The following is a 23,137-nucleotide window of genomic DNA, read 5'->3' as shown; positions in this document are numbered from 1 at the left end:
GCGTCCTCATCGCCCTGTTCCCGGTGATCAGCAGCACGCTGTTCGGCCTGCAGTCGGTCGACCAGGGCATGCTCGACCTGTTCCGGCTGCACCGGATCCCCCGCTGGCGCCGGCTGGTGTCGTTGCAGCTGCCGGCCGCGATGCCGGCGACGTTCGCCGGATTCCAGGTCTCCGCNGGGCTGTCCGTCGTGGGGGCGGTCGTCGGCGACTTCTTCTTCAAGCAGGGCAGGCCNGGCATCGGCGTCCTGATCGATCTCTACCGGGCGCGGCTGCTCTCCCAACAGCTCTTCGGCGCGGTCCTCCTCGCCTCGCTGCTGGGCGTCGTCGTGTTCACGTTCTTCGGCTGGCTGAGCCGGCTGGTCACCGGCCGCTGGTACGGCGCCGAGACCCCCTGACGGCCGCGGGTGGCCGCGCCCACCGCTCACGGTGGCGCCGGCCGGCCCGCGGGGCTGTGTCACACCCGGGCCGCGGAGGTTCCACGGCCCCGGGGTCTTCACGAGAGGGAGCACCATGGGACGTTTCCGACGAGGAGCCGCCGTCGCCTTCGGCACGGCGCTCGCCCTGACCCTGTCGGCGTGCAGCGGGGACTCCGGCGGGGGGTCCGCCGCCGGATCCCCCGGCGGGGGGTCCACCTCCGCGGCGCCGGCCGTCGCGTCCGGCGGCGCACTCGACCTGACCGGCGCCTGCCCCGCCACCGTCGTGGTCCAGACCGACTGGTTCGCCGAATCCGAGTACGGATTCCTGTACAACCTGCTCGGGCCGGACGCGAAGGTCGACACCGGCAAGAAGCGGATCACCGGCTCCCTCGTCTCCGGCGGCAAGGACACCGGGGTGAACATCGAGGTCCGGTTCGGCGGNCCGGCCATCGGCTCCGAGCAGGTCAGCGCCCAGATGTACCTGGACAAGTCGATCAACCTGGGGATCGTCTCCACGGACGAGGCCATCCAGAACTCGGCCTCCCAGCCGACCAGAGCGGTGTTCGCGCCGTTCGAGGTCAGCCCAGGAATGATCATGTGGGAAAAGAGCAAGCACCCGAACTTCACGACGCTGGTCGACATCGGCCAGACCGACACCAAGGTCCTGTACTACGAGACCGACGCCTACATGCAGTACCTGCTCGGCGCCGGCATCCTGCGCCGGGGCCAGGTCGACGGCAGCTACGACGGCTCGCCGTCACGCTGGGTCGCCGAGGACGGCAANGTCGCCGAGGCCGGCTTCGCCACCTCGGAGCCCTACATCTACAAGAACGAGCTCGGTGACGGGNACAGCTACGACGTCGACCTCCAGCTNGTCAACGACACCGGCTACCCGGTGTACGGCCAGGCGCTGTCGGTCCGTACGGGCGACGAGGCGAAGCTCGCCCCGTGCCTGAAGAAGCTGGTCCCGATCGTCCAGCGCTCACAGGTCGACTTCCTCGCCCACCCGCAGGCGGCGAACGGGCTCATCATCAGGGCGGTCAAGGCGGACAAGGCGTCGGTGTGGAACTACTCGCCGGGGCTCGCCGCGTTCGCCGTCCAGACGATGAAGGACCGCGCGCTGGTCTCCAACGGCTCGAACGCGACGATCGGCGACATGGAGCAGAGCCGTGTCGCGCGGATGATCCAGATTCTGACCCCGATCTACGCCGGCCAGAAGAAGCCGGTGCGCAGCGGCCTCACCCCCGCCAACCTGTTCACCAACCAGTACATCGACAAGAGCATTGGACTTAGGTGACCGATCCCGCCGCCGTCGCCGCACCCGCTCCCGGCGTCCACGGCACCACCGCCACCGCGGCCACCACCGCCATCACCACCACGGCCGCCACCACCGCCACCACGGCCGATCCGACGAGCGCCGGGAGTCCGGCGAGTTTCGTGCTCCGGGCCCGGCATGTGCTGACCATGGGCGCGGNCGGCCATGTGCGCGACGGCGCTGTCGCGGTGGTCGACGGGCGCATCGCCGCGGTGGACGGGTACGCCGCGATCGCGGCGCGGTTCCCGGGCCTGCCGGTCCTCGGCGACGGCGGCGGGATCATCACCCCCGGCTTCGTGAGCTGCCACGGGCACTTCTCGGAGGGCCTGGTCACCGGCATCGGGGAGACCCACACGCTGTGGGAGTGGTTCGTCCACGTGGTCGAGCCGATCGAGGCGCACCTGACCCGCGAGATGGCCTACGTGGGCACCGTGCTGAAGGCGACCGAGATGGCCCTGTCGGGGGTGACGACGGTCGGCGACATGTTCTGCTCCGCGCCGGGCCGCTCGCCGGTCACCCCCGGGATCGTCGACGCACTCGACGTCGTCGGGGTGCGCGGGGACGTCTCGTTCGGCCCGGCGGACGTCCCGCACGACCGCTCGATCGACGCGATCGTCGCCGAACATCACGCGCTGGCGCAGGCCGCGGCGGCCTCGCGGCGCACCCGGTTCCGGGTGGGCCTGGCCACCATCCCGGCCAGCAGCGACGCGCTGCTCGCGGCCACCCGGTCGCTGCTGGCCGAGACGGACCGGCTGCACGTCCACCTGCACGAGGTCCGGGAGGAGGTGACGGCGTCGCGCACGAGCCGCGGGGCCAGCTCCATCGAGGTCNCCGCCCGCCTCGGCCTGCTCGACGCGCAGACGGTCGCCGCGCACTGCGTCTGGCTCTCCGACGACGACGTCGCGCTGCTGCGCCGGCATGCGGTCGCGGTGGCGCACTGCCCGGTGTCGAACATGATCCTGGCCAGCGGGGTGTGCCAGGTGCCGCGGCTGCTGNGGGACGCGGTGCCCGTCGGCCTCGGGGTGGACGGCGCGGCCAGCAACGACAGCCAGAACATGCTCGAGACCGTCAAGGCCGCGGCGCTGCTACAGAAGGTGCACCACCAGCAGGCCGACGTCCTGACCGCGCCGGCGGTGCTGCGGATGGCGACCCTCGGCGGCGCCCGCGCCCTCGGCCTCGACGACACCGTCGGCAGCCTGGACGTGGGCAAGGCCGCCGACCTGGTGCTGTTCGCCGAGGCGAGCCCGTCGATGGCGTTCGTGCACGACCCCTACCAGGCCGTCGTGTACTGCGCGGGCACCCGGGACATCGCCGGGGTCTGGGTCGACGGCGAACGGATCGTCGCCGACGCCCGCATCCTCACCNCCGACCTCCCGGCGATCCTGCCCCGGGCCCGCGAGCTCGCCGTCGAACTCGCCACCCGCGCCGGCCTCGCCTCGGAACTGGCCATCACCTAGATCGTGTATCCGATTGTGATCTGACGGCCTGTCTGTGCCACGAGATCCGGGCCCGTCGAGCGTGGATGCGGGAACACGTCGTGATCATGAAAACCATGATTACCGGAGTTGAGGCTCGTACGGAAGCATTCCCCGCACCCCACCGATCACGCACAGATACGAACATCGGTCACGGTCGTCTCCGTCACCCCGCAGCCANCAGATGCAGGAGGTTTTGGGCNCCGGCGGCGGCGAAGACCGTCACCAACCTCCTGCAATTGCCAACGCAACCACGACCGGCACCAGTCACGGCGCCTTCCACCCACCACCCCATGACCGAAAGTGGGTACGCGCCCTGGTGCTGCGAGGGGTCTCGGAGACGGTCGATCAGGGGATGGGACCTGCAGGCAGATCCTCTCCAGTTGCCACCTTCGCGGTGAAGGCGTTGACGGCATCGATCCGGTTGGTAACACCGAGCTTGCCNTAGATCGACCCCAGGTGCTTTTCCACCGTGCGGTGCGACCTATTCAGCCGGATGCCTATCTGACGACTGGTCAAGCCATCCCGGACCAGGTGCATGATCCTTCCCTCGGTGATTGTCAGTGGGGTTGGCCTCTGCTGCTGGAGTCGCCTCGCCTTGCCATCCATGGCGATCAGAAGCGGGTGGAGAGCGAGTATCAACTCCCGCTCCTGGTCCGTGAACGGGCCATCGTCCCGCCCCAGGGCGAAAGAACGCATCGTACCCGGAGGCGAGTCCAGGGGGATCGCGATGTGATCGTAGAAGTTGACCGCGGCNTAGATATCCGAGCCNGCCTCCGATGATTTCCATTCCCGTAGGGAGATCCAATCCGTCACCGTCAGCGGCCGACGGTCGGAGGTTTTCACGTAGTGTCGGATCAGCGGGTGNCGTCGCATATTGCGCAAGGTAACCGCGGTGATCTCGGATGCATCGATTCGAGTTGTCGGCCAGCCAACACCAAGCGCGCCATCTTTCGACATACCCACCTCGGAGAATACGCACACAGGGCACTCCAGAACGTCCTGCAGGACCTGCGCCATCACCCCGTAGTCGATCTCCGCCGGATGGCGACTGTAGAGCTCGCGAGCAAGATCGAGAACCTGGTGGTACCTGCGAGGACTGATCATCGTGCATCCCCGATCGCTACGTAGTTCTACTCATTCCGTTTTAGCTGGGCGGGACCTAGTGTCNCACCTGAGGCCATGCCTGGCGNCCAGTTTTCCCGGGCCGCTCTCGACTGCGCGCAGCNGTGAACCAACGGACCGGAGCACCCGAGGGACCACGACGGACTGCAACCTCGCGCAGGACTAGGTCCGCTTCTGACGCCGATCAACCGCTGCGCCGACTCCACCAGGCACTCGACGAACCCAGGAGTGAGAGTTGACAAGACTCGGAAGACAGGCGGGGGCCGCGGCAATGCCTCGTCGACCACGGAAACGGATTCCGACCGCATTCGGCCAGGCGGGGTCAGCGGCTCCCCGTCGGTTTCGCGCTACGTCCGGTCCCGCTTCAAGGCTGATAGCTGTCGCCGGGGTCCTGACGGTCGCCCTGCTTGGCGTCGCGGCGGTACCGGCCGGCGCGGCCACCTCGTCTCCGCCTCAGCGACTGCCTGGCAATGCGGACAGCTTCGAGCGGACCTTCCAGCCGGCATACGACTATGACAGCGACGGCTGCTATCCCACCCCTGCGATCGGCCCCACCGGAGTGCTGAACAGCGGGCTCAAGCCAACAGGCTCGCTCGGTGGCAGCTGCCACGACCGCAGTGACCTCGACAACACCAACGGATACTCCCGCCATTACTGCAGCAATGGCTGGTGCGCAATCCTCTACGGGCTCTACTTCGAAAAAGACCAGTTCACCTTTGCCGGAGGCGGCCACTGGCACGACTGGGAACACGTCGTCGTCTGGGTACAGAACAACCAGGCGAAATATGTCGCAACCTCGGCACATGGAGAATTCGACACCTACCCGGCCAGCGCGATCCGCTGGACCGGCACCCATCCGAAGATTGTTTACCACAAGGACGGCGCGTCAACCCACAGCTTCCGTCCCGCAAGATCTGGTGACGAGCCGCCGGAGAACGCCTATCACACGTGGCGCTTCCCGGACCTCGTCGGCTGGAACGGATATCCCGCCGGACTACGCGAGAGACTGTCCGCAGCCGACTGGGGAAAAGCTACCTTCGGNCTGAAGAACGGCGAGTTCTTGAAGAATCTCCTGACAGCCAAGCCGAAAGCCGTCACCTTCAACCCCTTCAGCTCCTGCTCCATATATCAAAACTTTGCCACTATTCTGAAATGCCTGGCGGCAACTGAAACGCGGTCCTGATTCTCCTGGCGATGACCGTCGATGTCAGTGATAGTGGGTCGATCTCAGCCTCGGGGGGTGAGGTCGGCGACGAGGACGGGGTCGAGGCCGCCGGGGGTGCCGTCCGGCTCGGTCTTCGACACGGTCAGCCGGGCGGCGCGGCCGTCGAGCTCCAGCACGGCGAGCTGGCTGTCGAACCAGGGGCCGTCGGTCACCTTCCAGCGCAGCGCCCGCCGCGGCACGCCGGCCAGTCGCGCGACCGCGCCCGAGGCGACGGCGAACGGGGCTCGGCGGGACAACGCGTCGATCCGACGGATCCCGGGGCCGAGCGGGTTGCGGAACGGCGAGCAGACCGCCTGCCAGACCGGCACGCCCGCGCCGCCCGGACTACGCGGATTGGCCGGACCGACCTTCGACAGGTCCGCGCGGGCGAGGTAGGCGTGGTGAACGTCGCCGGACAGCACGACGACGCTGGCCGGGGCGGGGCCGTGCTCGCCGGCGCTGACGGCGCGCAGCAGCTCCGTCATCGCGTCGAAGGACGCGCCGAACGCCGCCCAGTGTTCGAGGTCCAGCGCCTGGCGCAGCCGCTCGGCCGCGGCGGCCGCGCGGTGGCCCCACCGACCCGCCGCGATCTGCTCGTTGGCCGCCTCGACGTTGTGGATCAGTGGGCTGAGCAGGTACGGNACCGACGTGCCGAGCAGCAGGTGGTCGACCTCGCCGGTGTGCTCGGTCTGCCGGCGCACCCAGGCCCACTCGGCGGCGTCGACCATCGCCCGCGTGCCGTCCGCCGCGACGACCCGCGTCGCCCGCGAATCGATCACGACCAGCCGGGTGCGGCCCAGGTCCCAGCGGAAACTCCACCGCACCGCCCGGTCGGCGTCGACGTCCGCCTGGTCGGGGCGGGGCCGGTCGGCGTCGGCGTCCGATCGCCGGGCGAAGGCGCGCAGCAGGTCCTCCGCGGACGGGCCGGGGCCGGCGGTGCCCGTCGGGCCGGTCGGGCCCGGCGTGCCGGCGGCGACGACGGCACGGTGGACCGGGTCCCGGTCACGCTCCCGCGGGCTCAGGTTGCCCAGGTGCTGGTACAGCCAGTAGGCCATGATCCCGCCGGTGATCCGCGCGTCCCACCAGGGCTCGGTCCTGATCCGGGCGCGCCACGCCGCGGAGATGTTCCAGTCGTCGCGCACGTCGTGGTCGTCGAAGATCATGGCCGTGGGGACCGTGGACAGCAGCCAGNGGATCTCCGGCTGCGACCAGGCCTCCTGGTAGAGCCAGGTGTACTCCTCGAAGTCGGCGATCTCCTCCCCCGGCGCGGTGGCGACGTCGCGTCGCCCCCGGATCCGCGCGGCGGTCCGCGGGGAGACGTGGTCGGCGTAGACCTGGTCGCCGAGCAGCAGCAGGGCGCCCGGCCAGCTGGCGGGGTCGCGCGTGGGCAGCTCCAGCGCGAGGGCGTGCAGGGCGTCCGTGCCCAGGCCCTGGCTGTCGTCGTCGGCGTTGAGGGTGAACGGCGGCTCCTGCGGCGCGGTGACGCGGCACGAGCCGAAGACGATCCGCACCGGCGCGTCGCCGCCGACGGGCCGCAGCAGGCTCGGCGGCGCCCCGGGCTCGGGCCAGACCCGCACGGGCGCCGGCTGCGTGGTCCCCGTCAGCCACACCTCGTACGCGACCCGCTCCCCGGGCGCGAGCCCCTCGGCGACGATCAGGCCGTAGTGGTGCCCGGCCACCTCGAACGTCGACGCGCGGCCCGCGACCCGTCCCACGAGGGCCTCGCCCNCCGCGTCGTGGACGGTCTCGCCCCCGCCCTGCGAGGGGATGGCGAGCAGGATCTCGCAGGCGGCATCGGTCTCCACCCAGACGGTGACACCGGAGCCGTCCGGGTGGCGCTGGATGGGACCGAGGACGAGACGAGTCATTCGTCTACTCTCACCCTTCCCACCCCCCGTCCGTCACCCGCCTCGACCGCACGCCCGCCCCCAGGCGTCCGGATCACGGGTGCGCCGGGCAGGTGTGTTTCACCGATGCGACCGGGGGGCGAACGGGGGGCGACCGGGGGGCCGGCGGGCGCAGACAACGGCGCGTCGCGCTGCTAGCGTCGTCAACCGTGAGGTCACACGTCGGACATCCGCNACGGTTTCGCGCCGCCGTGCGATGTTCCGTGGGATGCCCGAACTCCGGCGTCCAGGCCGTCCGGTGGCCGCGCGGCGCCGCCCGCCTCGTGGCGTTCTCCGGTCGCTGACCGGGCTGTTTCGTCGCGACCGTTCGTCGGCATCCCGCCCACCGACCCCGGGCGCGCCGGCGCCGGTGACCGGCCCGGCCGACGTCCCGCCACGGGCCGCGGCACGCTCAGGCCACGTCCGCGTCACAACCACGTCACGTCCCTTGGTGGTGGACGGCGGCCCGGCGAGCCCGGCATCCTGCCGCCCGCACCCGCAACTGTCGCCCCATCACAGCGCAGCCCTCACCACAGCGCAGCCCTCACCACGGCGCAGCCACACCACAGCGCAGCCCTCACCACAGCGCAGCCACACCACACCGACACGGGGAGAGTCACCCACAATGAGTGCCGAGAGCTGGTCGTTCGAAACCCAGCAGATCCACGCGGGCGCGCAGCCCGACCCGGCGACCGGCGCCAGGGCGGTGCCGATCTACCAGACGACGAGCTACGTCTTCCGCGACACCGACCACGCGGCCGCCCTGTTCGCGCTCGGCGAGCCCGGCAACATCTACACCCGGATCATGAACCCGACGCAGGACGTGTTCGAGCAGCGCATCTCCACGCTGGAGGGCGGCGTCGGGGCGCTGGCGACCGCGTCCGGACAGGCCGCCGAGACGCTGGCGATCCTCAACCTCGCCGAGTCCGGCGACCACGTGGTGTCCTCGTCCAGTCTGTACGGCGGGACGTACAACCTGTTCCACTACACGCTGCCGAAGCTCGGCATCGAGGTCACCTTCGTCGCGGACCCGGACGATCTGGAGCAGTGGCGCGACGCCGTCCGCCCGAACACGAAGGCGTTCTACGGCGAGACGATCGGCAACCCGCGCGGCGACATCCTCGACACCGCCGGGGTGTCCGAGGTCGCCCACGCCCACGGCATCCCGCTCATCGTCGACAACACGCTGGCCACCCCGTACCTGTACCGCCCCCTGGAGCACGGCGCGGACATCGTCGTGCACTCGGCGACGAAGTTCATCGGCGGCCACGGCACGGCGATCGGCGGTGTCATCGTCGACGGCGGCCGGTTCGACTTCGGCGCGTCCGGCCGCTTCGCGAACTTCACCACGCCCGACCCGAGCTACCACGGGCTGGTCTACTGGGAGGCGCTCGGCCACGGTTCCTACATCGCCAAGGCCCGCGTGCAGCTCCTGCGCGACATCGGCGCCTCGATCTCGCCGTTCAACTCGTTCCTGCTGCTGCAGGGGCTGGAGACGCTGTCGCTGCGGGTCGAGCGGCACACCGCGAACGCCCAGCGGGTGGCCGAGTGGCTCGAGGCGCGCGACGAGGTGAGCTGGGTGGCCTACCCCGGGCTGCCGTCGTCGAAGTGGTACGACCGGGCGCAGCGGGTGCTGCCCCGCGGCGCGGGGGCCATCCTGTCGTTCGGCATCGCCGGCGGGGCCGCGGCCGGGCGGAAGTTCGTCGAGGGGGTCGAGCTGTTCAGCCACCTGGCCAACGTCGGCGACGCGCGCTCACTGATCATCCATCCGGCGACGACGACGCACTCCCAGCTCACCGAGGCCGAGCAGGCCGCGACCGGGGTCACCCCCGACCTGATCCGGCTGTCGGTCGNCATCGAGGGGATCGACGACATCCTCGCCGACCTCGACGCGGGGTTCCGTGCGGCCAAGAGCTGAGCCGACAGGCGCCGGTCCGGCCGCCGCGCCGACCGGACCGGCGTCGCAGACGGCCTCCCCCGACGGGGCGACCCTCGACCCCCGTGGCGGGACGCCGCAGGACGACCGGATGCTGGCCGTGTCCGGCGCGTGGCGGGCGGGGGTCGACCCGGTCGGGCGGCGCCGCTTCGCCGAGTTGCCCGGCCCGCTGCGCCTGGAGCGCGGCGGCGCGCTGGCGGGCGTGCGGGTGGCGTACGAGACCTGGGGCCGCCTGGACGCCGACGCCGGCAACGCGGTGCTCGTGCTGCACGCCCTCACCGGGGACAGCCACGCGGCCGGTCCCGCCGAACCGGGCCATCCGAGCGCGGGCTGGTGGGATGGGCTGATCGGGCCGGGCCGCGCGCTCGACACCGACCGGCTGTTCGTCGTCAGCCCCAACGTCCTGGGCGGCTGCCAGGGCACGACCGGTCCGGCCACGACCGCGCCGGACGGCCGCCCCTGGGGCGGGCGCTGGCCCGAGATCACCATCGCCGACCAGGTCGCCGCCGAGGTGGCGGTCGCCGACGCCCTGGGCGTGCGGCGCTGGGCGGCCGTCGTCGGCGGGTCGATGGGCGGGATGCGGGCGCTGGAGTGGGCCGTCGGCCATCCGGACCGGGTCGGGCGGGTCGTGGTGCTGGCCTGCGGCGCCACCGCGACGGCGGAACAGATCGGGCTGTACGCGGTGCAGGTTCGCGCGATCACCGATGATCCGGGCTGGCACGGCGGCGACTACTACCGCCTGCCGACGGGGCAGAGACTGACCGCGGAAACGGGGAGAGGGCCGGACGCGGGGACGGGGCCCGCCGCGGGGATGGGCCTGGCCCGCCGGATGGCCCAGATCAGCTACCGCAGCGAGGAGGAGCTGGAGGATCGCTTCGCCGCCCGGACCCGCGCGGANGGCCAGTTCGAGGTGGCCTCCTACCTCGACCACCACGCCGGAAAGCTGGCCCGCCGGTTCGATGCCGGCAGCTACGTCACCCTGACCCGGGCGATGATGACGCAGGACGTCGGGCGGGGCCGCGGGGGGTTCGCCGCGGCGCTGCGCGCCTGCCCGGTGCCGTTCACCGTCGCGGGCGTCGACTCCGACCGGCTCTACCCGCTGCGGCTGCAGCAGGACATCGCCACGCTCACCGGCGTCCCGCTGCGCGTCGTGCACTCCCGCAGCGGCCACGACGGCTTCCTCACCGAGACCGACCAGGTCGCCGCGCTCGTCCACGAGGCCCTCGGCGCGATCTGAACCGGCAGCCCGGGAGGGTCACCCGGCTCGTCACCTTCAGCGTGTAAGACCTCCATCATGGCGACTCCCTTCACCGGGCCGGCCGGTGCAGTCCGTCCGGGCGGGCTGTTCGCGGCCATCCGCGCAACGCTGCCGAGCCTCGTGCCGAGCGAGCAGCGGGTGGCCGAGGTGTGTCTGGCCCGTCCGGGGGAGGTGGTGGAGTGGTCCGCGGCCCAGCTCGCGGAGGCGGCGGGGACCTCGGCGGCCACCGTGGTCCGGGCCTGCCAGTCGCTGGGCTTCCGCGGGTTCCAGCACTTCCGGGTGGAGCTGGCCCGGGAGGCGGGGGCGGCGGCGCTGCGCGGCGAGGTCGGCCGCGCCGGCGCCGGGGATCCGGTCGAGCGCCTGGTCGACACCGTGTTCGAGGCGGCTGCGAAGGTGCTCGCCGACGCGTTGGGGCCGCTGGACCGCGCCAGCCTCACCCCGGCGGTCGACCTGCTGGACTCCGCCGGGCGGCTGCTCATCGTCGGCAACGGCGGCTCGGGACCCGTCGCCCAGGACGCGGCGCTGCGCTTCCTCAGCATCGGCCGCCCCGCGGAGGCGCCGGGTGACTCGATCATCCAGGAGATTGCGGCCCGACTGCTCGCGCCCACCGACGTCTGCCTGGTCATCACCTCCTCCGGCGCGAACGAGCCGACGCTGCGCGCCGCCGAGGCCGCCCGCAGCGCCGGCGCCCCGGTCATCGGGATCACCAGCTACACGTCGGGCCCGCTGGCCGAGATCGCCGACATCACCCTCGTCATCGGCACGCCCGACTGGCCGGTCGGCACGGACACGATCGCCAGCCGGCTGGCGTCCCTGCTGCTGCTCAACGCGCTGCAACTCGCCGTCGGGCTGCGCCGGGAGAACGACCCGCAACGAGCGTCGTCCCTGGTCCCGGACGTCCTCGGCCACTCGGTGCGGGCCGAGCCGGCAGGTCCGCCGGAGCCGTAGGGGGCCGAGCACGGCGACGGGCTCAGGCAGCGATGGACACCTGGCCGCAGGTACACATTCCACCGATCTTCTCACTGTCCGTAGCAGGCAAGGGTGGCACCGTCAGCGCCGTGACCAGGTCGAATCGTGCCCCTCTCGCCAGACGCCAGGCCGAACCGTTGCGATAAGTGACCANCGTCCGTTTCCCGTCCGTCGAANACCGTTCATCTCGGTGTTCGACGCTGCCCAGGTAACAGGAAACCGGGAGCTGTCCTGCTTCCGGAACGGACGTTACCTGGAGTGCTGGTGGNAGAGATCCGGATCGAGGGCCTGACGAGGACCTTCGGCGATGTCCGCGCCGTGGATGACATCNCCCTCGAGGTGGCCGACGGCGACTTCCTCGTGCTGCTGGGCCCGAGCGGGTGCGGGAAGACGACGCTGCTGCGGATGATCGCGGGCCTGCTGGAGCCGAGCGAGGGCCGCATCCTGCTCGGCGAGCGCGACATCACCCACCTGCCGGCCCGCCAGCGTGACCTCGCGATGGTCTTCCAGAGCTACGCGCTCTACCCGCACCTGTCCGTCGAACGCAACATCGGTTTCCCGCTGCGGGCCGCCCGCGTGCCCCGGGCCGAGATCCGCCGCCGCGTCCGCGAGGTCGCCGGGCAGCTCGAACTCGACCACCTGCTCGCCCGCCGACCCCGCGAGCTGTCCGGCGGTCAGCGCCAGCGGGTCGCCCTCGGCCGCGCGCTGGTCCGCGACCCGCAGGCGTTCCTCATGGACGAGCCGCTGTCCAACCTCGACGCCAAGCTGCGCACCGCCACCCGCACCGAGCTCACCGCCCTGCACCGCCGNCTCGGGCGCACCTTCGTCTACGTCACCCACGACCAGGTGGAGGCGATGTCGATGGCCACCCGGGTGGCGCTGCTCAGCGGCGGCCGGGTGGAGCAGGTCGGCACGCCGACGGAGGTGTACGACACCCCGGCGTCCGTGTTCGTCGCGGGCTTCCTCGGCGCGCCGCCGATGAACCTGCTGGCGGCCCGCATCGAGGCGGCCGGCCCGATGCTGACGGTGCAGGCCCCGGGCCTGCGCCTCCCGCTGTGGCCGGGCACGGCGCCGCAGCGCGAGGTGACCCTCGGCATCCGCCCGGAAAGCCTGCGTCGGATCCCGGCCGGCAACCCCACCGCCGAGCACCACCCGGACGCGGAGATCGACGGTGTCGTCACCGCGATCGAGAACCTGGGCAGCGAGGAGGTGGCCTGGTGCGACGTGCACGGGCAGGCGTTGGCGCTGCGCGGGCCGCGGCCGATCGGACTCGCGATCGGTGACCGGACCCGCCTCGGCGTCGACCCGGCCCGCGTCCACCTGTTCGACCGGGCCAGCGGGCGTCGCCTGACCTGGCAGCAGCCGACCGACCAGCCGACGGTGACGGCCGCCGTCGCCGCCGGGACGCCGGTACTCCCCGATCCGACCACCGCGACTCCGGCCGCCGCCGGCGTCTGACCCGCCGCATCCGAGCCACCCGCCACACCCGCCACACCCGAGCCACCCGCCACACCCGAGCCAGGACCCAATCGATCCCCCAGGGAGCATGACCGTGGCCCGACCACGCCTGCTGCGTGCCGCAGCCGGCCTCGTGCTGATCGCCGCGCTGGCCTCCGCGTGCGCGACCTCCTCGTCGACGCCGTCCAGCGCGAACGCCGGTGCCGGCGCGACCGCGACGATCCCCGAACTCGCCGCCGACCAGAAGGTCTCCATCGTCTTCGAGAGCTACAACCTCACCAGCACGGGCACCTGGAAGCCGATCATCGAGGGGCTGCTGCGCGACTTCCAGGCCGCGCATCCCAACATCACCGTCAAGGGCCAGCCGCCGCAGAGCACCACGAACGGCGACTACGTCACCAGCGTCAAGAACCAGGTGCTCGCGGGCAGCCCGCCCGACGTCGCCCAGGTCACGTTCGACGCGCTGCGGTTCGCCGCCGGCAGCCTCGGCGCCCAGCCCCTGGACACCCTGGTCGGACGGGACGCCGTGCAGGCCAACTTCGGCGGCGCCCACCCGTTCGCCCCCACCGCGCGCACCCTCGGCGACGTCAACGGCAGGACCTACGCGGTGCCCTACGTCTTCTCCACCCCGGTGCTCTGGCTGAACAGGACGCTGTTCACCCAGGCCGGGCTGGATCCGGCCAACCCGCCGAAGACCTGGGCCGACGTCAGGACCGCCGCCCTGGCCATCAAGGCCAGGACCGGCAGGGACGGCATCGTCGTCGACTGCCTGACGAAGGCCGCCGTCTGGTGCTTCCAGAGCCTGGTCCGATCCTCGGGGGGTCGGGTGATGTCCGCGGACGGCCGGACCCTGTCGTTCGGCGACGCGCCGGCCGTCGCGGCCGTGTCGACCGCGGCCGACCTGGCCCACAGCGGCGCCATGCCCAACCTGGACCAGCAGCAGGCGTTCAAGGCGTTCAGCGGCGGGCANCTCGGGATGATCCTGGAGACCAGCGCCGTGCAGGGGCTGTTCATGGCCGGGGCCAGGGCGAACAACTGGGAGCTCGGTGCCTCGCAGGAGCCGTCGTTCGGGTCGAAGCCGGTCGTCCCCACCAACTCGGGCTCCGGCCTGGCCGTCTTCAGCAAGGACCCGGCCAAGCAGCGCGCCGCCTGGGAACTGATCAAGTTCCTCACCAGCGACCACGCCTACACCCAGATCTCCTCGAAGATCGGCTACCTGCCGCTGNGCACCGGGCTCATCGACGACCCGAACGGCCTGCAGGCGTGGGCGAAGGCGAACCCGCTCATCAAGCCCAACCTCGACCAGCTCACCCGGCTGCAGCCNTGGGAGTCCTTCCCCGGCGNCAACTACCTGCAGATCAGCGACACGATGATGTCCGCGGTCGAGGGCGCCGTCTTCGGCGGCAAGGACCCCGCCGCCACGATGGCCGCCGCGCAGAAGCAGGCCACCNCCCTCCTGCCGCCCAAGTGACCCCGACGGACATGCTCGCCACGTCCGCGGAAGGGACGCCCGTGCTCTCCCTGCCCGCCTCGAACGCCCCCACGCCCACCCACACCCTGATCCAGATCAGCGACACCCACATCGTCCGACCGGGCGAGCTGCTGTACGACAAGGTCGACACCCACGCCGTGCTGGCGGCCGTCCTCGCCCAGCTCGAGGCGTCCCCGCTGCGGATCGGCGTCCTGCTGCTCACCGGCGACCTCGCCGACAGCGGCGATCCGCTGGCCTACCGGCGGCTGCGGGAGCTGGTCGAGCCGGTCGCCGCCCGGATGGGGGTGCCGGTCCTCTACGGGATGGGCAACCACGACGCGCGGGGCCCGTTCCGGGCGGGGCTGCTCGGCGTGGAGCCGACCACCGAGCCGCACGACTACACGCGCTGGGTCGGCGACCTGCGGGTCGTCGTGCTCGACAGCACCGAGCCGGGCCAGCACGGCGGTCTCCTCAGCACCGCCCAACTGGACTGGCTCGCCGACGAGCTGGCCACCCCGGCGCCCGCCGGGACGGTGCTCGCCCTGCACCACCCGCCCGTGCCCTCCCCGATCGCCGCGGTGAACACGCTGCTGCTCGCCGAGCCGGAACGCCTCGCGGCCGTCCTCGCCGGCAGCGACGTGAAGATCGTGCTGACCGGGCATGCTCATCACGCGTCGGCGGGCGTGCTCGGCGGGGTCCCGGTGTGGGTGGCGGGTGCCACCGCCTACCGGGCCCAGGTGGTGGGGCCCGCCGACCGGATGACGGGGCTGGTGGGCGGCGAGTACACCCGGGTCGACGTCTACCCGACCGGCGCGGTGGCCACCACGGTGCCGATCGGCCCCGCCGACGTGCTCTACGACATGAGCCTGGACGATCTCACCCGCCACGCCGCCGAGTACACCGCCCACGCGGCCCAGGCCACCCACGCCGCCCTCTAACAGCCCAGCGAGAACAGCCCAGCGAGCGCGCGGGAGCGCGTAGCCCCGTGCGTGGCCCGGTCGGGCCCCNCACGGGGGTGGCGTCCGTCTGCCGGAGAGGAAGTTCCAGACCGTGTTTGTCGAAGTCGCGCCGTCCGGCGCCGCGAGGATCTCCGGCGGCGGTGGGGCCGCGGTGGCGCTCCCGGCCCGGCGGATCCAGGCGGCCCGCCCGCCGCTCGCCCGGCGGGCGCTCGGCGCCCTGCCGCCCTATCTCTACCTGCTGCCGGGCCTGGCCTGCCTGGTGCTGTGGACGTACAAACCGATCGTCGAGGCCGTCCAGCTCTCCTTCTACCACTGGAACCTGCTGCCCACCTCGCCGCGGACCTACGTCGGGCTCGAGAACTACCGGCGGGTGTTCACCCTCCCCCAGTTGCGCGGCGCCGCCACGAACACGCTCTGGTACATGCTCGGCCTGATCCCCTTCTCGATCATCCTGCCCACCGCCGTCGCCCTGGGAATCCGGAACCTGGGCGGCCGCTCGCGGTCGACGTACCGTGCACTGATCTTCCTGCCGATGCTCATGGCGCCGGTCNCCACGGCCGCGGTGTGGCGCTGGCTGCTGGACCCCAAGGGAATCGTCAACCACGCGCTCGGACTCGGCTCCTACAACTGGCTGCGGGAGGAGCGGACGGCGCTGCTTTCCATCCTCGCCATCTGTGCCTGGCAGATCCTCGGTTTCGCCACCCTCGTCGTCTCGGCCGGCCTGACCGGCATCAGCGCCGACTACGCCGAGGCGGCCGAGATGGACGGCGCCTCCCGCTGGCAGGTGACCCGCTGGGTGACGTTGCCGCTGCTGCGCTCGACGCTGCTGTTCATGCTGCTCATGACGGTGCTGCTGNCCGGCCAGTGGACGTTTCCGCTCCTCGACGTGCTCACCCAGGGCGGGCCCGCGGACTCCTCCACGAACGTCTACTACCTGCTCTGGGAGTACGGCTTCCGCAGCCTCGACTCCGGGCTCGCCTCGGCCGCCGGCATCGCGTTCTTCGCCATCTTCGCCGTCGTCGCCGCAATTCTGGTGAAACTCGCCGACCGCTACAGCTTCGCCGACAACTGAGCGGCGCCGCGCCGCCCCGACCAACGCCCGTCCGCCGCCCCGACCGACACCCGTCTGCCCCGCCGAGCCGAGGACACGAACACGATGAGCAGCGTGCGGACATCCCGCCTGCGGGCCGCGACCAGCCATTCCATGCTCGCCCTGGTGAGCCTGATCAGCCTCTTCCCGGTGTACTGGATGTTCGCGAGCTCGTTCCGCCGCCGCGGCGACACCTTCGACCAGTCGTTGCTGCCCTGGCCGCTGAGCCTCGGTAACTACCGGCAGGTCTTCGACAGCCTGGACGTCGTGGGCCTGCTCGGCAACACCCTCGTCATCGCCGTCGTCACCGCCGCCGGCCAGCTCGTCGTCTGCCTGCTCGCCGGGTACGCCTTCGCCGCCTGGGAGTTTCGCGGCCGGACGGTGCTGTTCATGGCGTTCGTGGCGACGTGGCTCATCCCGTTCCAGGTGACGATGATCTCCAACTATCTGGTGCTGTCGAACCTGGGCCTGCTGAACACGCTCGCGGGCGTCATCGTGCCGAACCTGTGCTCGGCGCTGGCCGTGCTCATGCTCCGCCAGCACATGCAGGCGTTTCCGCGGGAGCTGCTCGACGCGGCCCGCATCGACGGACGCGGGTCGTGGACGACGCTGTGGACGGTGGTCGTGCCGAACCTCCGCCCGGCGTTGGCGTCGCTGTCGATCCTGCTGTTCATCTCCGCCTGGAACGAGTACTTCTGGCCCGCGCTCGTNCTTCAGCGCGCGAACTCGGTGATCCAGCTCGGCATCCGCGGCTTCCTCACCCAGGAGGGCGACGACTGGGGCGCGGTGATGGCCGCCTCGGGCCTGGCCTGCCTGCCGGTGTTCGCGCTGTACCTCGCCATGCAGCGCCAGGTCATCGACGCCTTCGTCCGCTCCGGGCTGCGCTGAGAACGCCCGGGATCCGCAACGCCCGAAGACCGGAACGCTCGAAAACCTGTGGTGGGCCCGGACGGACTACCGCCATGCTGGCGCCATGCCTGGCACACCCCCCGACTGGACCATGCCGACACTTGCCGGCGGCAGCGTGCGGCTGGAACCGATGCACGCCGGCCACGTCGACGGTCTGGTCCGCGCCGCCACCGAGAACCGGCGGACCTACGGCTTCACCGACGTCCCGGCGACCCCGGAGGCGATGGCCCGGTACGTGGCGACGGCCATCGCGGAACGCGAGCGCGGCCTGGCGGTCCCGTTCGTGCTCCGGGAGCGGCCCGCCGGCCCCGGCACCGCGGGTACCGGCGGCGCCGATTCCGGCAGCGCTGATTCCGGCAGCGCTGATTCCGGCAGCGCTGATTCCGGTAGCGCTGATTCCGGTAGCGCCGGCCGGATCGTGGGCGCCACCCGTTTCCTCGACCTCGGCTTCTGGCGGCCGGCGACGAACCCTGCCGGCGCGAACCCGGCCGGCGCGGACCCGACCGACGGGGCGGAGCGAACGACCTCGTTCCACTGGGCGACGACCTCGGACGGAACCACGGCCGCCCACACCTCGATCACCACCACGACCACCACGACCACCACGACGACGACCGTCACGTCGACGACCCCGGCCGGCGGCGCGGCTGCGGCGAGACCCGCCGGGGCGCCGCCGTCGTCGGACGAGCTGCCGTCGGTGGCGGAGATCGGCTGGACGTGGCTGGCGGCGTCGGCGCAACGCACCGCGGTCAACACCGAGGCGAAGCTGCTGCTTCTCGGCCACGCCTTCGACGCGTGGGCCGCGCTGCGGGTGTGCCTGAAGACCGACGCACGCAACGCCCGCTCNCGCGCGGCGATCGAACGGCTCGGCGCCCGCTTCGAGGGCATCCGCCGCGCCCACGTACTCGCCTCCGACGGCACGGCCCGCGACTCGGCCTACTACTCGATCGTCCGCGCCGAGTGGCCCGTCGTACGAGCCGCCCTGATCGCCCGGCTGACACGCCCCTGATCCCGCAACCCCGNCACCCACCCTTACTGGGGACTACCGAGTGTAGTCAATATCCCACGGAAGGACCGCCTCCCTCCCCGGGGAGGGAGGCGGTTGGACCGGTGCTGTCAGCAGATCGCCACCAGTCGTGTGCACCATCGACGGCCGGCCAGCACTCGGTCCACACAAAGATCGAGGATGCCGCCGAGCAGGAGTTTCCGCGATCCTCGAGCCCCGAGGCGCCCCTCGAATCCCGGTATTCCTCCCGCAGATCCACACAGCCGGCCGGCGCCCGACCCGATGGGCGTGAATGCTTCACGTCCAATGGCGACCGGAGTTACGCAACGGAGTCGCCACCGAGTCTTTGAAGATCGACGACTACGAAGATGACGGTATCGGTTTCTCCGTGCCGCCAAAAGAGTTATGGTCTCCCGGTTGCATCAATGGGCTGATGCTTGCCCCGGGGGAAATGCATGACACTTCCATACTCGGCCAGACCGCCGCGATGACTCCCGCCGAGATCCACCGCGCCGAAAACGCCGCTGAACAGGTAGAGACGGGCGACGCGCCACGTACCCGCGACCAGGACAGGCGCCTGCAGCTCGACCGCAAACTCAGCCTCCTCGATCCGGCTCGTGCGGCCGCTCGTCCAGCCGGTGACGGGCAGCCTGACCAGGCCGCCGCACCAGAGGAGACAACGGAGCGCGGCAATCGAACGCCCGGCGGCGAAAAGCGGCCGCCCGGCAAACATTCAACCGGCGAGAATGCGGACATCGAATCCCGCGGCGGGGCGCCCCCCGCCCAGAGAGACTCGTCCGGCCGCGGAGAGTACTCCGGGACCGCAGCGTCGACCCACACCGATGCCCGTGCCGACACCACACCCCGGGCGCCGACCGAGAGAGCGACGGCCCCGGATGCCCGATCAGCGGTGCGATGGGCGGCACGAGAGGCACCACCAGCACTGGAGCGCGACGATCCGCGCCTGACGCCGCGGGACACCGACAACAGTCCGGAACGCCTCGCACTGCGACAGAAGATCGTGACGGATCTCCTGGGCGACGTCCAGCCCCCGGAACGGGGTCGGCCCGCCCTCTACCTGCTGGGTGGCGGTGGAGGATCCGGNAAGAGCCGGTTGGCCGCGGGACTCACCGAGAAGACCATCCTGCCGGCGGAGAACGTGGTGCGCCTGGACCCCGACGACGTCAAGAGGCGCATTCCGGAGTTCGAGGAGATCAGAAAGCTGCGTGATCCGCGCGCTGCGGACGTCGTCCACGAGGAGAGCAGCACGCTCACCAGGCAGGCATTCGCCGAGGCGCTGGACCGCGGGGTCGACATCATCTTCGACAGCGTTCTCGCCGACGCGGAGAAGGGGATCGCCCGTATCGACGCCGCGAAGGCGCGCGGATACCAGGTTCACCTCTATGGCGCGATCGCGGACGTGGAGACCGCCATCCAACGCGCGATGGCCCGAGGCGAGGAGACCGGCCGGTACGTACCGGTCGACCGGCTCCTCGCGGCGCACCGCGGATTCGCGGAGGCCTTCGACCGGTACATCGACCGCGTGGACACCGCCGTCCTCTTCGACACGAACGGCGACGAGAAGGTCATCGCAGTGAAGGAGCTCGGCGGGGAGTTCACGATCGTCGATCAGACCGGCTGGCAGAACTTTCTTCGCAAGCGGGACATCAACCCGGCCGCCACCGGTCCAGCCTCGTTGTACGGCGACGCCGGTCCGCACTCCACGGCAGCTCATGACCAGCCGCCCCGGGACATCGCAGTCGCGGAACCGAAGACCGTCGTGGAAGGAGATGACCATGCCTGACGAGGAGACCGACGAAGAGTACCAGGCCCGCCTGGACCGTGAGCACAACGAGAAAATTCGGGGATTCACGAAGTTCTCGCCGGAGACCGTCGAGAAGATCCGGGAGCAGGAACGCCAGCAGGACGAGGACGAGCGGCGGCGGCTCTTCGGCGACGACGAACCGGCGGTGTGGATCGACCGTTACATCGACCCGTGACGGGCCCCGCCGGGCGCGGGCCCGACTCCCGCGCGGCCAGCGGACGGGCGCGCCTGCACGGTGATGCACCATCCCGTTCGTCGACCACCCGGTTCGCAGCAGATCCCCACGTCGCCCGGCGTGCCCGTGAGGCGCCGGTGGTGCAAGGTGGAGATGCCGCGTGAGCGGGGACGTTCAGGGTGAACGCGTCGAAGGGATGTGCAGGTGCGCATGGCGTGGATCAACGATGACACGATCGCGGGACCGTCGACGGTGGCCGCATGACCGCCCAGGGTTCCACGGGTCGGCTGCTGGCCAGGCTCGTGTCGTCGGTACCGGCCACCATCAGCCCGGCGGACGCTCGTGCGCGGATCGCCGCGTACTACGCCAGCTACGCGGCGGGTGACGTCGCGGGCCGCGAGGCGCTGTTCAGCGACGACTGCCTCGTGGAGGATCCGGCCGGGTACGTCGTCGCCCGCGGTGCCGACGCCCTGCACCGGTTCTTCGTCGAGGGCATCCCCCCGGACTGGTCGGTCTCGTTCCGGCTCGACCGCGTCGCGGTGGTCGGCAACGAGGCGGTGGCCACGACGCTGTCGGTGATCGACGCCGGCGCCCGAGGCGGGCTCGAGAACGTCGTGACGACGCACTTCGTGTTCGACGACGCCGGTCTCATCCGCAGCCTGCGCACCTTCTTCGACGCCGACTCGATGAACGATCCCCCGACGAGCGGCCTCTCGGGGAGCGTCCCCTCGGCGAACTGACCCCGCACGCGGCGAGGCCGGGCCCGCGGTGCGGACCCGGCCCCATGCCGATCTGGTCAGGCCACGCCGACGGGGGCGCGGCTGTGGGCGACCTGCTCGCCGGCCACGTAGGCCATGGTCATGCCCGTCCACAGCGTGGTGCCGCCGCCGGGGTAGCCCCAGNCGAGCGGGCTCGCCGCGGCGTTGCCCGCCGCGTACAGGCCCTCGATGACCCCGCCGCGCGCGCGGCGGACCTGGCCGTTGACGTCCGTGCGCAGGCCGCCGTTGGTGCCCAGCGTTCCCGGGTAGATGCGCACGGCGTAGTACGGGGCGCGGTCGACGGGACGGATCTTGGAGCCGGTCATGCCGCGCGGCCGGTCGAAGCGCGGGTCGACGCCGTCGGCCGCGTACTTGTTGAACTCGGCGACGGTCTCGGTGAGGTGGTCGGCGTCGATGNCCAGCTTCTCGCCGAGTTCGGCGATGGTCTCGCCGGTGACGACCCAGTCGGGGATGGGGTCGCCGGGCTTGAACGACAGGATCTGCTTGCGCGAGCGGACACCCTCGTCGAAGACCATCCACGCGATCTCGTTCGGGAAGTCGATGGTCGTCGCGTCGAACTCGCCGAAGGCGTGGGCGAAGTCGTGGTACGGCTGGGCCTCGTTGACGAACCGGTCGCCGTGCGAGTTGACGATGATGGTGCCGCCGGCCGCCCGGGCGTCGTCGAAGGTCGGCAGCGGGACGCCAAGNGTGAGGTCGGTCGGGTCCATCATCGCGCCGGAACCCCAGAACGAGTGCATGTTGCCGAGCAGCGCCCCGGCCTCCATGCCCATGATCTGCCCGTCACCGGTCGCGTGCTGGGGGCTGATCGGGTAGAGCTCGAAGCCGATGAACGCGGACACGAGCTCGCGGTTCCACTCGAACCCGCCGCTGGCGAGCACGACGCCGCGCCTGGTCTCGATGGTGGAGGTCGTGCCGTCCGCGGCGGTGACCCGGATCCCGCGCACGACGCCGTCCTCGCCGAGGAGCTGCTCGGCGCGGGTCTGCATGCGCACCTCGACGCCGCGATCGAGGACCCCGCGCAGCAGGCCCGCGACGATGGCGCTGCCCTTCGTGCGGACGTCCTCGCGGTTGCGCCGCTCCAGCTCCTCCGGGGTGCGCTCGCGCTGCCCGATGTCCTCGGCGAGCATGTTGCGGGCCACCTGACCACGCACGGCCACCTTGGTCTGGATGCGGGCGGCCCAGTCCGGGAGCAGCTCACCCACGGGGAAGGGCAGCGGCTCACACGAGCGCCCGCCGTACTTCTTCCCCGGGATGTCGTAGGCGGCGTAGTAGTCGGGGTACTTCGCCATGGTCGTCATCTTCAGCGGGGTGTGCGTCTCGATGTACTCGAGCATCTCCGCGCCCCGGTCCACGCACAGCTCGAGCAGCTCGGGGTCGGCCACCCGGCCGGAGAGGCGGCGGATGTAGGCGAGCGCCTCCTCCCGGGTGTCGGAGATGTCGAACTCGGCCTGGTGGGAGTTCAGCGGCACCCACACGATCCCCGCCGAGACCGACGTGCTGCCCCCGACGACGCCGGTCTTCTCCAGCACCAGCACGCGCGCCCCGGCGTCGGCGGCGCGGACCGCCGCGGTGAGCCCGGCGGCGCCGGTGCCCACCACGACGACATCGGTGGTCTCGTCCCAGGAGGTGGGGGTCGTGTCCATGTAGCTCCTNGTCATCGCGGCTCTGCGTCAGCGTCCTCGTGCGGCGGCGGCGCCGTCGCCGCCCCGTGGCACGCGGATCGTCAGAGGCCCACGAAGGTCCTCGGAGGCACGCAGCCCGGGGNCGGCCGGCGGGGTACGCCCCCGTCGGGGAGAGGAATAGAGCATCCTGAACATAACCGCGCTGTCAGAAGCGGGCAACCCGCGACGACCCAGGCACGTCCGGTCTGCGTGCCGCTGG

7 protein-coding genes and 29 pseudogenes are annotated in these 23,137 nt (G+C 71.3%); 29 read left to right on the top strand and 7 right to left on the bottom strand.

Annotation, left to right across the window (positions count from 1 at the left end):
- The 9 genes and pseudogenes from UK94_RS54455 to UK94_RS74095 form a co-directional block, all read left to right on the top strand.
- Positions 1-175, top strand: a pseudogene (locus UK94_RS54455) (ABC transporter permease); the annotation flags it as partial.
- Position 176: 1 nt separating this feature from the next.
- Positions 177-232 (top strand): annotated as a pseudogene (locus UK94_RS54450) (hypothetical protein); the annotation flags it as partial.
- A 1-nt stretch (position 233) separates the two neighbouring features.
- Positions 234-395: pseudogene (locus UK94_RS54445) on the top strand (ABC transporter permease); the annotation flags it as partial.
- 895 nt (positions 396-1,290) lie between these two features.
- Positions 1,291-1,713: pseudogene (locus UK94_RS54440) on the top strand (hypothetical protein); the annotation flags it as partial.
- Between the two features lie 185 nt (positions 1,714-1,898).
- A pseudogene (locus UK94_RS54435) lies at positions 1,899-2,561 on the top strand (amidohydrolase family protein); the annotation flags it as partial.
- Between the two features lies 1 nt (position 2,562).
- Positions 2,563-2,726, top strand: a pseudogene (locus tag UK94_RS54430) (amidohydrolase family protein); the annotation flags it as partial.
- Between the two features lies 1 nt (position 2,727).
- A pseudogene (locus UK94_RS54425) lies at positions 2,728-3,095 on the top strand (amidohydrolase family protein); the annotation flags it as partial.
- Between the two features lie 1,507 nt (positions 3,096-4,602).
- Positions 4,603-5,372, top strand: a pseudogene (locus UK94_RS32720) (NPP1 family protein); the annotation flags it as partial.
- 1 nt (position 5,373) lies between these two features.
- On the top strand, positions 5,374-5,514 hold the full coding sequence (locus UK94_RS74095; RefSeq protein ID WP_268761400.1) for a hypothetical protein: 141 nt from the start codon (positions 5,374-5,376) through the stop codon (positions 5,512-5,514).
- A gap of 44 nt (positions 5,515-5,558) precedes the next feature.
- On the opposite strand, the pseudogene UK94_RS54420 reads toward UK94_RS74095, so the two are convergent.
- From UK94_RS54420 to UK94_RS76130, 3 pseudogenes are all read right to left on the bottom strand, one after another.
- Positions 5,559-6,176 (bottom strand): annotated as a pseudogene (locus UK94_RS54420) (alkaline phosphatase family protein); the annotation flags it as partial.
- 1 nt (position 6,177) lies between these two features.
- Positions 6,178-6,726: pseudogene (locus UK94_RS54415) on the bottom strand (alkaline phosphatase family protein); the annotation flags it as partial.
- A gap of 1 nt (position 6,727) precedes the next feature.
- Positions 6,728-7,046, bottom strand: a pseudogene (locus UK94_RS76130) (alkaline phosphatase family protein); the annotation flags it as partial.
- Between the two features lie 1,000 nt (positions 7,047-8,046).
- On the opposite strand from UK94_RS76130, the pseudogene UK94_RS16245 reads away from it, so the two are divergent.
- The 20 genes and pseudogenes from UK94_RS16245 to UK94_RS16185 all read left to right on the top strand — a co-directional run.
- Positions 8,047-9,274 (top strand): annotated as a pseudogene (locus UK94_RS16245) (bifunctional o-acetylhomoserine/o-acetylserine sulfhydrylase); the annotation flags it as partial.
- 174 nt (positions 9,275-9,448) lie between these two features.
- Positions 9,449-10,254: pseudogene (locus tag UK94_RS54405) on the top strand (alpha/beta fold hydrolase); the annotation flags it as partial.
- Between the two features lies 1 nt (position 10,255).
- A pseudogene (locus UK94_RS54400) lies at positions 10,256-10,594 on the top strand (homoserine O-acetyltransferase); the annotation flags it as partial.
- A 57-nt stretch (positions 10,595-10,651) separates the two neighbouring features.
- Positions 10,652-11,563 carry a MurR/RpiR family transcriptional regulator gene (locus tag UK94_RS16235; protein WP_011605486.1) on the top strand — a complete coding sequence of 304 codons (912 nt, stop codon included), beginning with the start codon at positions 10,652-10,654 and terminating at the stop codon, positions 11,561-11,563.
- A gap of 352 nt (positions 11,564-11,915) precedes the next feature.
- Positions 11,916-12,393, top strand: a pseudogene (locus UK94_RS54395) (ABC transporter ATP-binding protein); the annotation flags it as partial.
- 1 nt (position 12,394) lies between these two features.
- A partial coding sequence (locus tag UK94_RS54390) for a TOBE domain-containing protein (RefSeq protein WP_235488231.1) occupies positions 12,395-13,042 on the top strand: 648 nt, incomplete at its 5' end.
- Between the two features lie 88 nt (positions 13,043-13,130).
- Positions 13,131-14,011, top strand: a pseudogene (locus tag UK94_RS54385) (extracellular solute-binding protein); the annotation flags it as partial.
- Between the two features lies 1 nt (position 14,012).
- A pseudogene (locus tag UK94_RS54380) lies at positions 14,013-14,267 on the top strand (extracellular solute-binding protein); the annotation flags it as partial.
- Position 14,268: 1 nt separating this feature from the next.
- A pseudogene (locus tag UK94_RS74090) lies at positions 14,269-14,365 on the top strand (hypothetical protein); the annotation flags it as partial.
- A gap of 159 nt (positions 14,366-14,524) precedes the next feature.
- On the top strand, positions 14,525-15,451 hold the full coding sequence (locus UK94_RS16220) for a metallophosphoesterase (RefSeq protein WP_055750545.1): 927 nt from the start codon (positions 14,525-14,527) through the stop codon (positions 15,449-15,451).
- A gap of 172 nt (positions 15,452-15,623) precedes the next feature.
- Positions 15,624-16,022: pseudogene (locus UK94_RS54375) on the top strand (sugar ABC transporter permease); the annotation flags it as partial.
- Between the two features lies 1 nt (position 16,023).
- Positions 16,024-16,328 (top strand): annotated as a pseudogene (locus UK94_RS54370) (ABC transporter permease subunit); the annotation flags it as partial.
- A 1-nt stretch (position 16,329) separates the two neighbouring features.
- Positions 16,330-16,544: pseudogene (locus UK94_RS54365) on the top strand (sugar ABC transporter permease); the annotation flags it as partial.
- Positions 16,545-16,628: 84 nt separating this feature from the next.
- Positions 16,629-17,272: pseudogene (locus tag UK94_RS16210) on the top strand (carbohydrate ABC transporter permease); the annotation flags it as partial.
- 1 nt (position 17,273) lies between these two features.
- Positions 17,274-17,450, top strand: a pseudogene (locus UK94_RS54360) (carbohydrate ABC transporter permease); the annotation flags it as partial.
- An 85-nt stretch (positions 17,451-17,535) separates the two neighbouring features.
- A pseudogene (locus UK94_RS16205) lies at positions 17,536-18,317 on the top strand (GNAT family protein); the annotation flags it as partial.
- Position 18,318: 1 nt separating this feature from the next.
- Positions 18,319-18,480 (top strand): annotated as a pseudogene (locus UK94_RS74085) (N-acetyltransferase); the annotation flags it as partial.
- Positions 18,481-19,582: 1,102 nt separating this feature from the next.
- Positions 19,583-20,281 (top strand): zeta toxin family protein (locus UK94_RS54355; RefSeq protein ID WP_235488229.1); only part of this gene is annotated, 699 nt, incomplete at its 5' end.
- Positions 20,274-20,477 carry a hypothetical protein gene (locus UK94_RS16190; RefSeq protein ID WP_011605494.1) on the top strand — a complete coding sequence of 68 codons (204 nt, stop codon included), beginning with the start codon at positions 20,274-20,276 and terminating at the stop codon, positions 20,475-20,477. The genes UK94_RS54355 and UK94_RS16190, both read left to right, overlap by 8 nt.
- Positions 20,478-20,737: 260 nt before the next feature.
- Positions 20,738-21,217: a nuclear transport factor 2 family protein gene (locus UK94_RS16185; protein ID WP_011605495.1), complete on the top strand. Its 480-nt coding sequence runs from the start codon at positions 20,738-20,740 to the stop codon at positions 21,215-21,217.
- A 56-nt stretch (positions 21,218-21,273) separates the two neighbouring features.
- On the opposite strand, the pseudogene UK94_RS74080 reads toward UK94_RS16185, so the two are convergent.
- From UK94_RS74080 to UK94_RS54340, 4 pseudogenes are all read right to left on the bottom strand, one after another.
- A pseudogene (locus UK94_RS74080) lies at positions 21,274-21,379 on the bottom strand (hypothetical protein); the annotation flags it as partial.
- Position 21,380: 1 nt separating this feature from the next.
- A pseudogene (locus UK94_RS54350) lies at positions 21,381-21,652 on the bottom strand (FAD-binding protein); the annotation flags it as partial.
- 1 nt (position 21,653) lies between these two features.
- A pseudogene (locus UK94_RS54345) lies at positions 21,654-21,942 on the bottom strand (FAD-binding protein); the annotation flags it as partial.
- A gap of 1 nt (position 21,943) precedes the next feature.
- Positions 21,944-22,908 (bottom strand): annotated as a pseudogene (locus tag UK94_RS54340) (FAD-dependent oxidoreductase); the annotation flags it as partial.
- Positions 22,909-23,137 lie beyond the last annotated feature (229 nt).

It is taken from the genome of Frankia sp. AvcI1, from assembly GCF_001420875.1.
Lineage (GTDB): Bacteria > Actinomycetota > Actinomycetes > Frankiales > Frankiaceae > Frankia > Frankia alni.
Note: the sequence above shows the minus strand (reverse complement) of the source record. Positions and strands in the feature narration are given on the sequence as shown.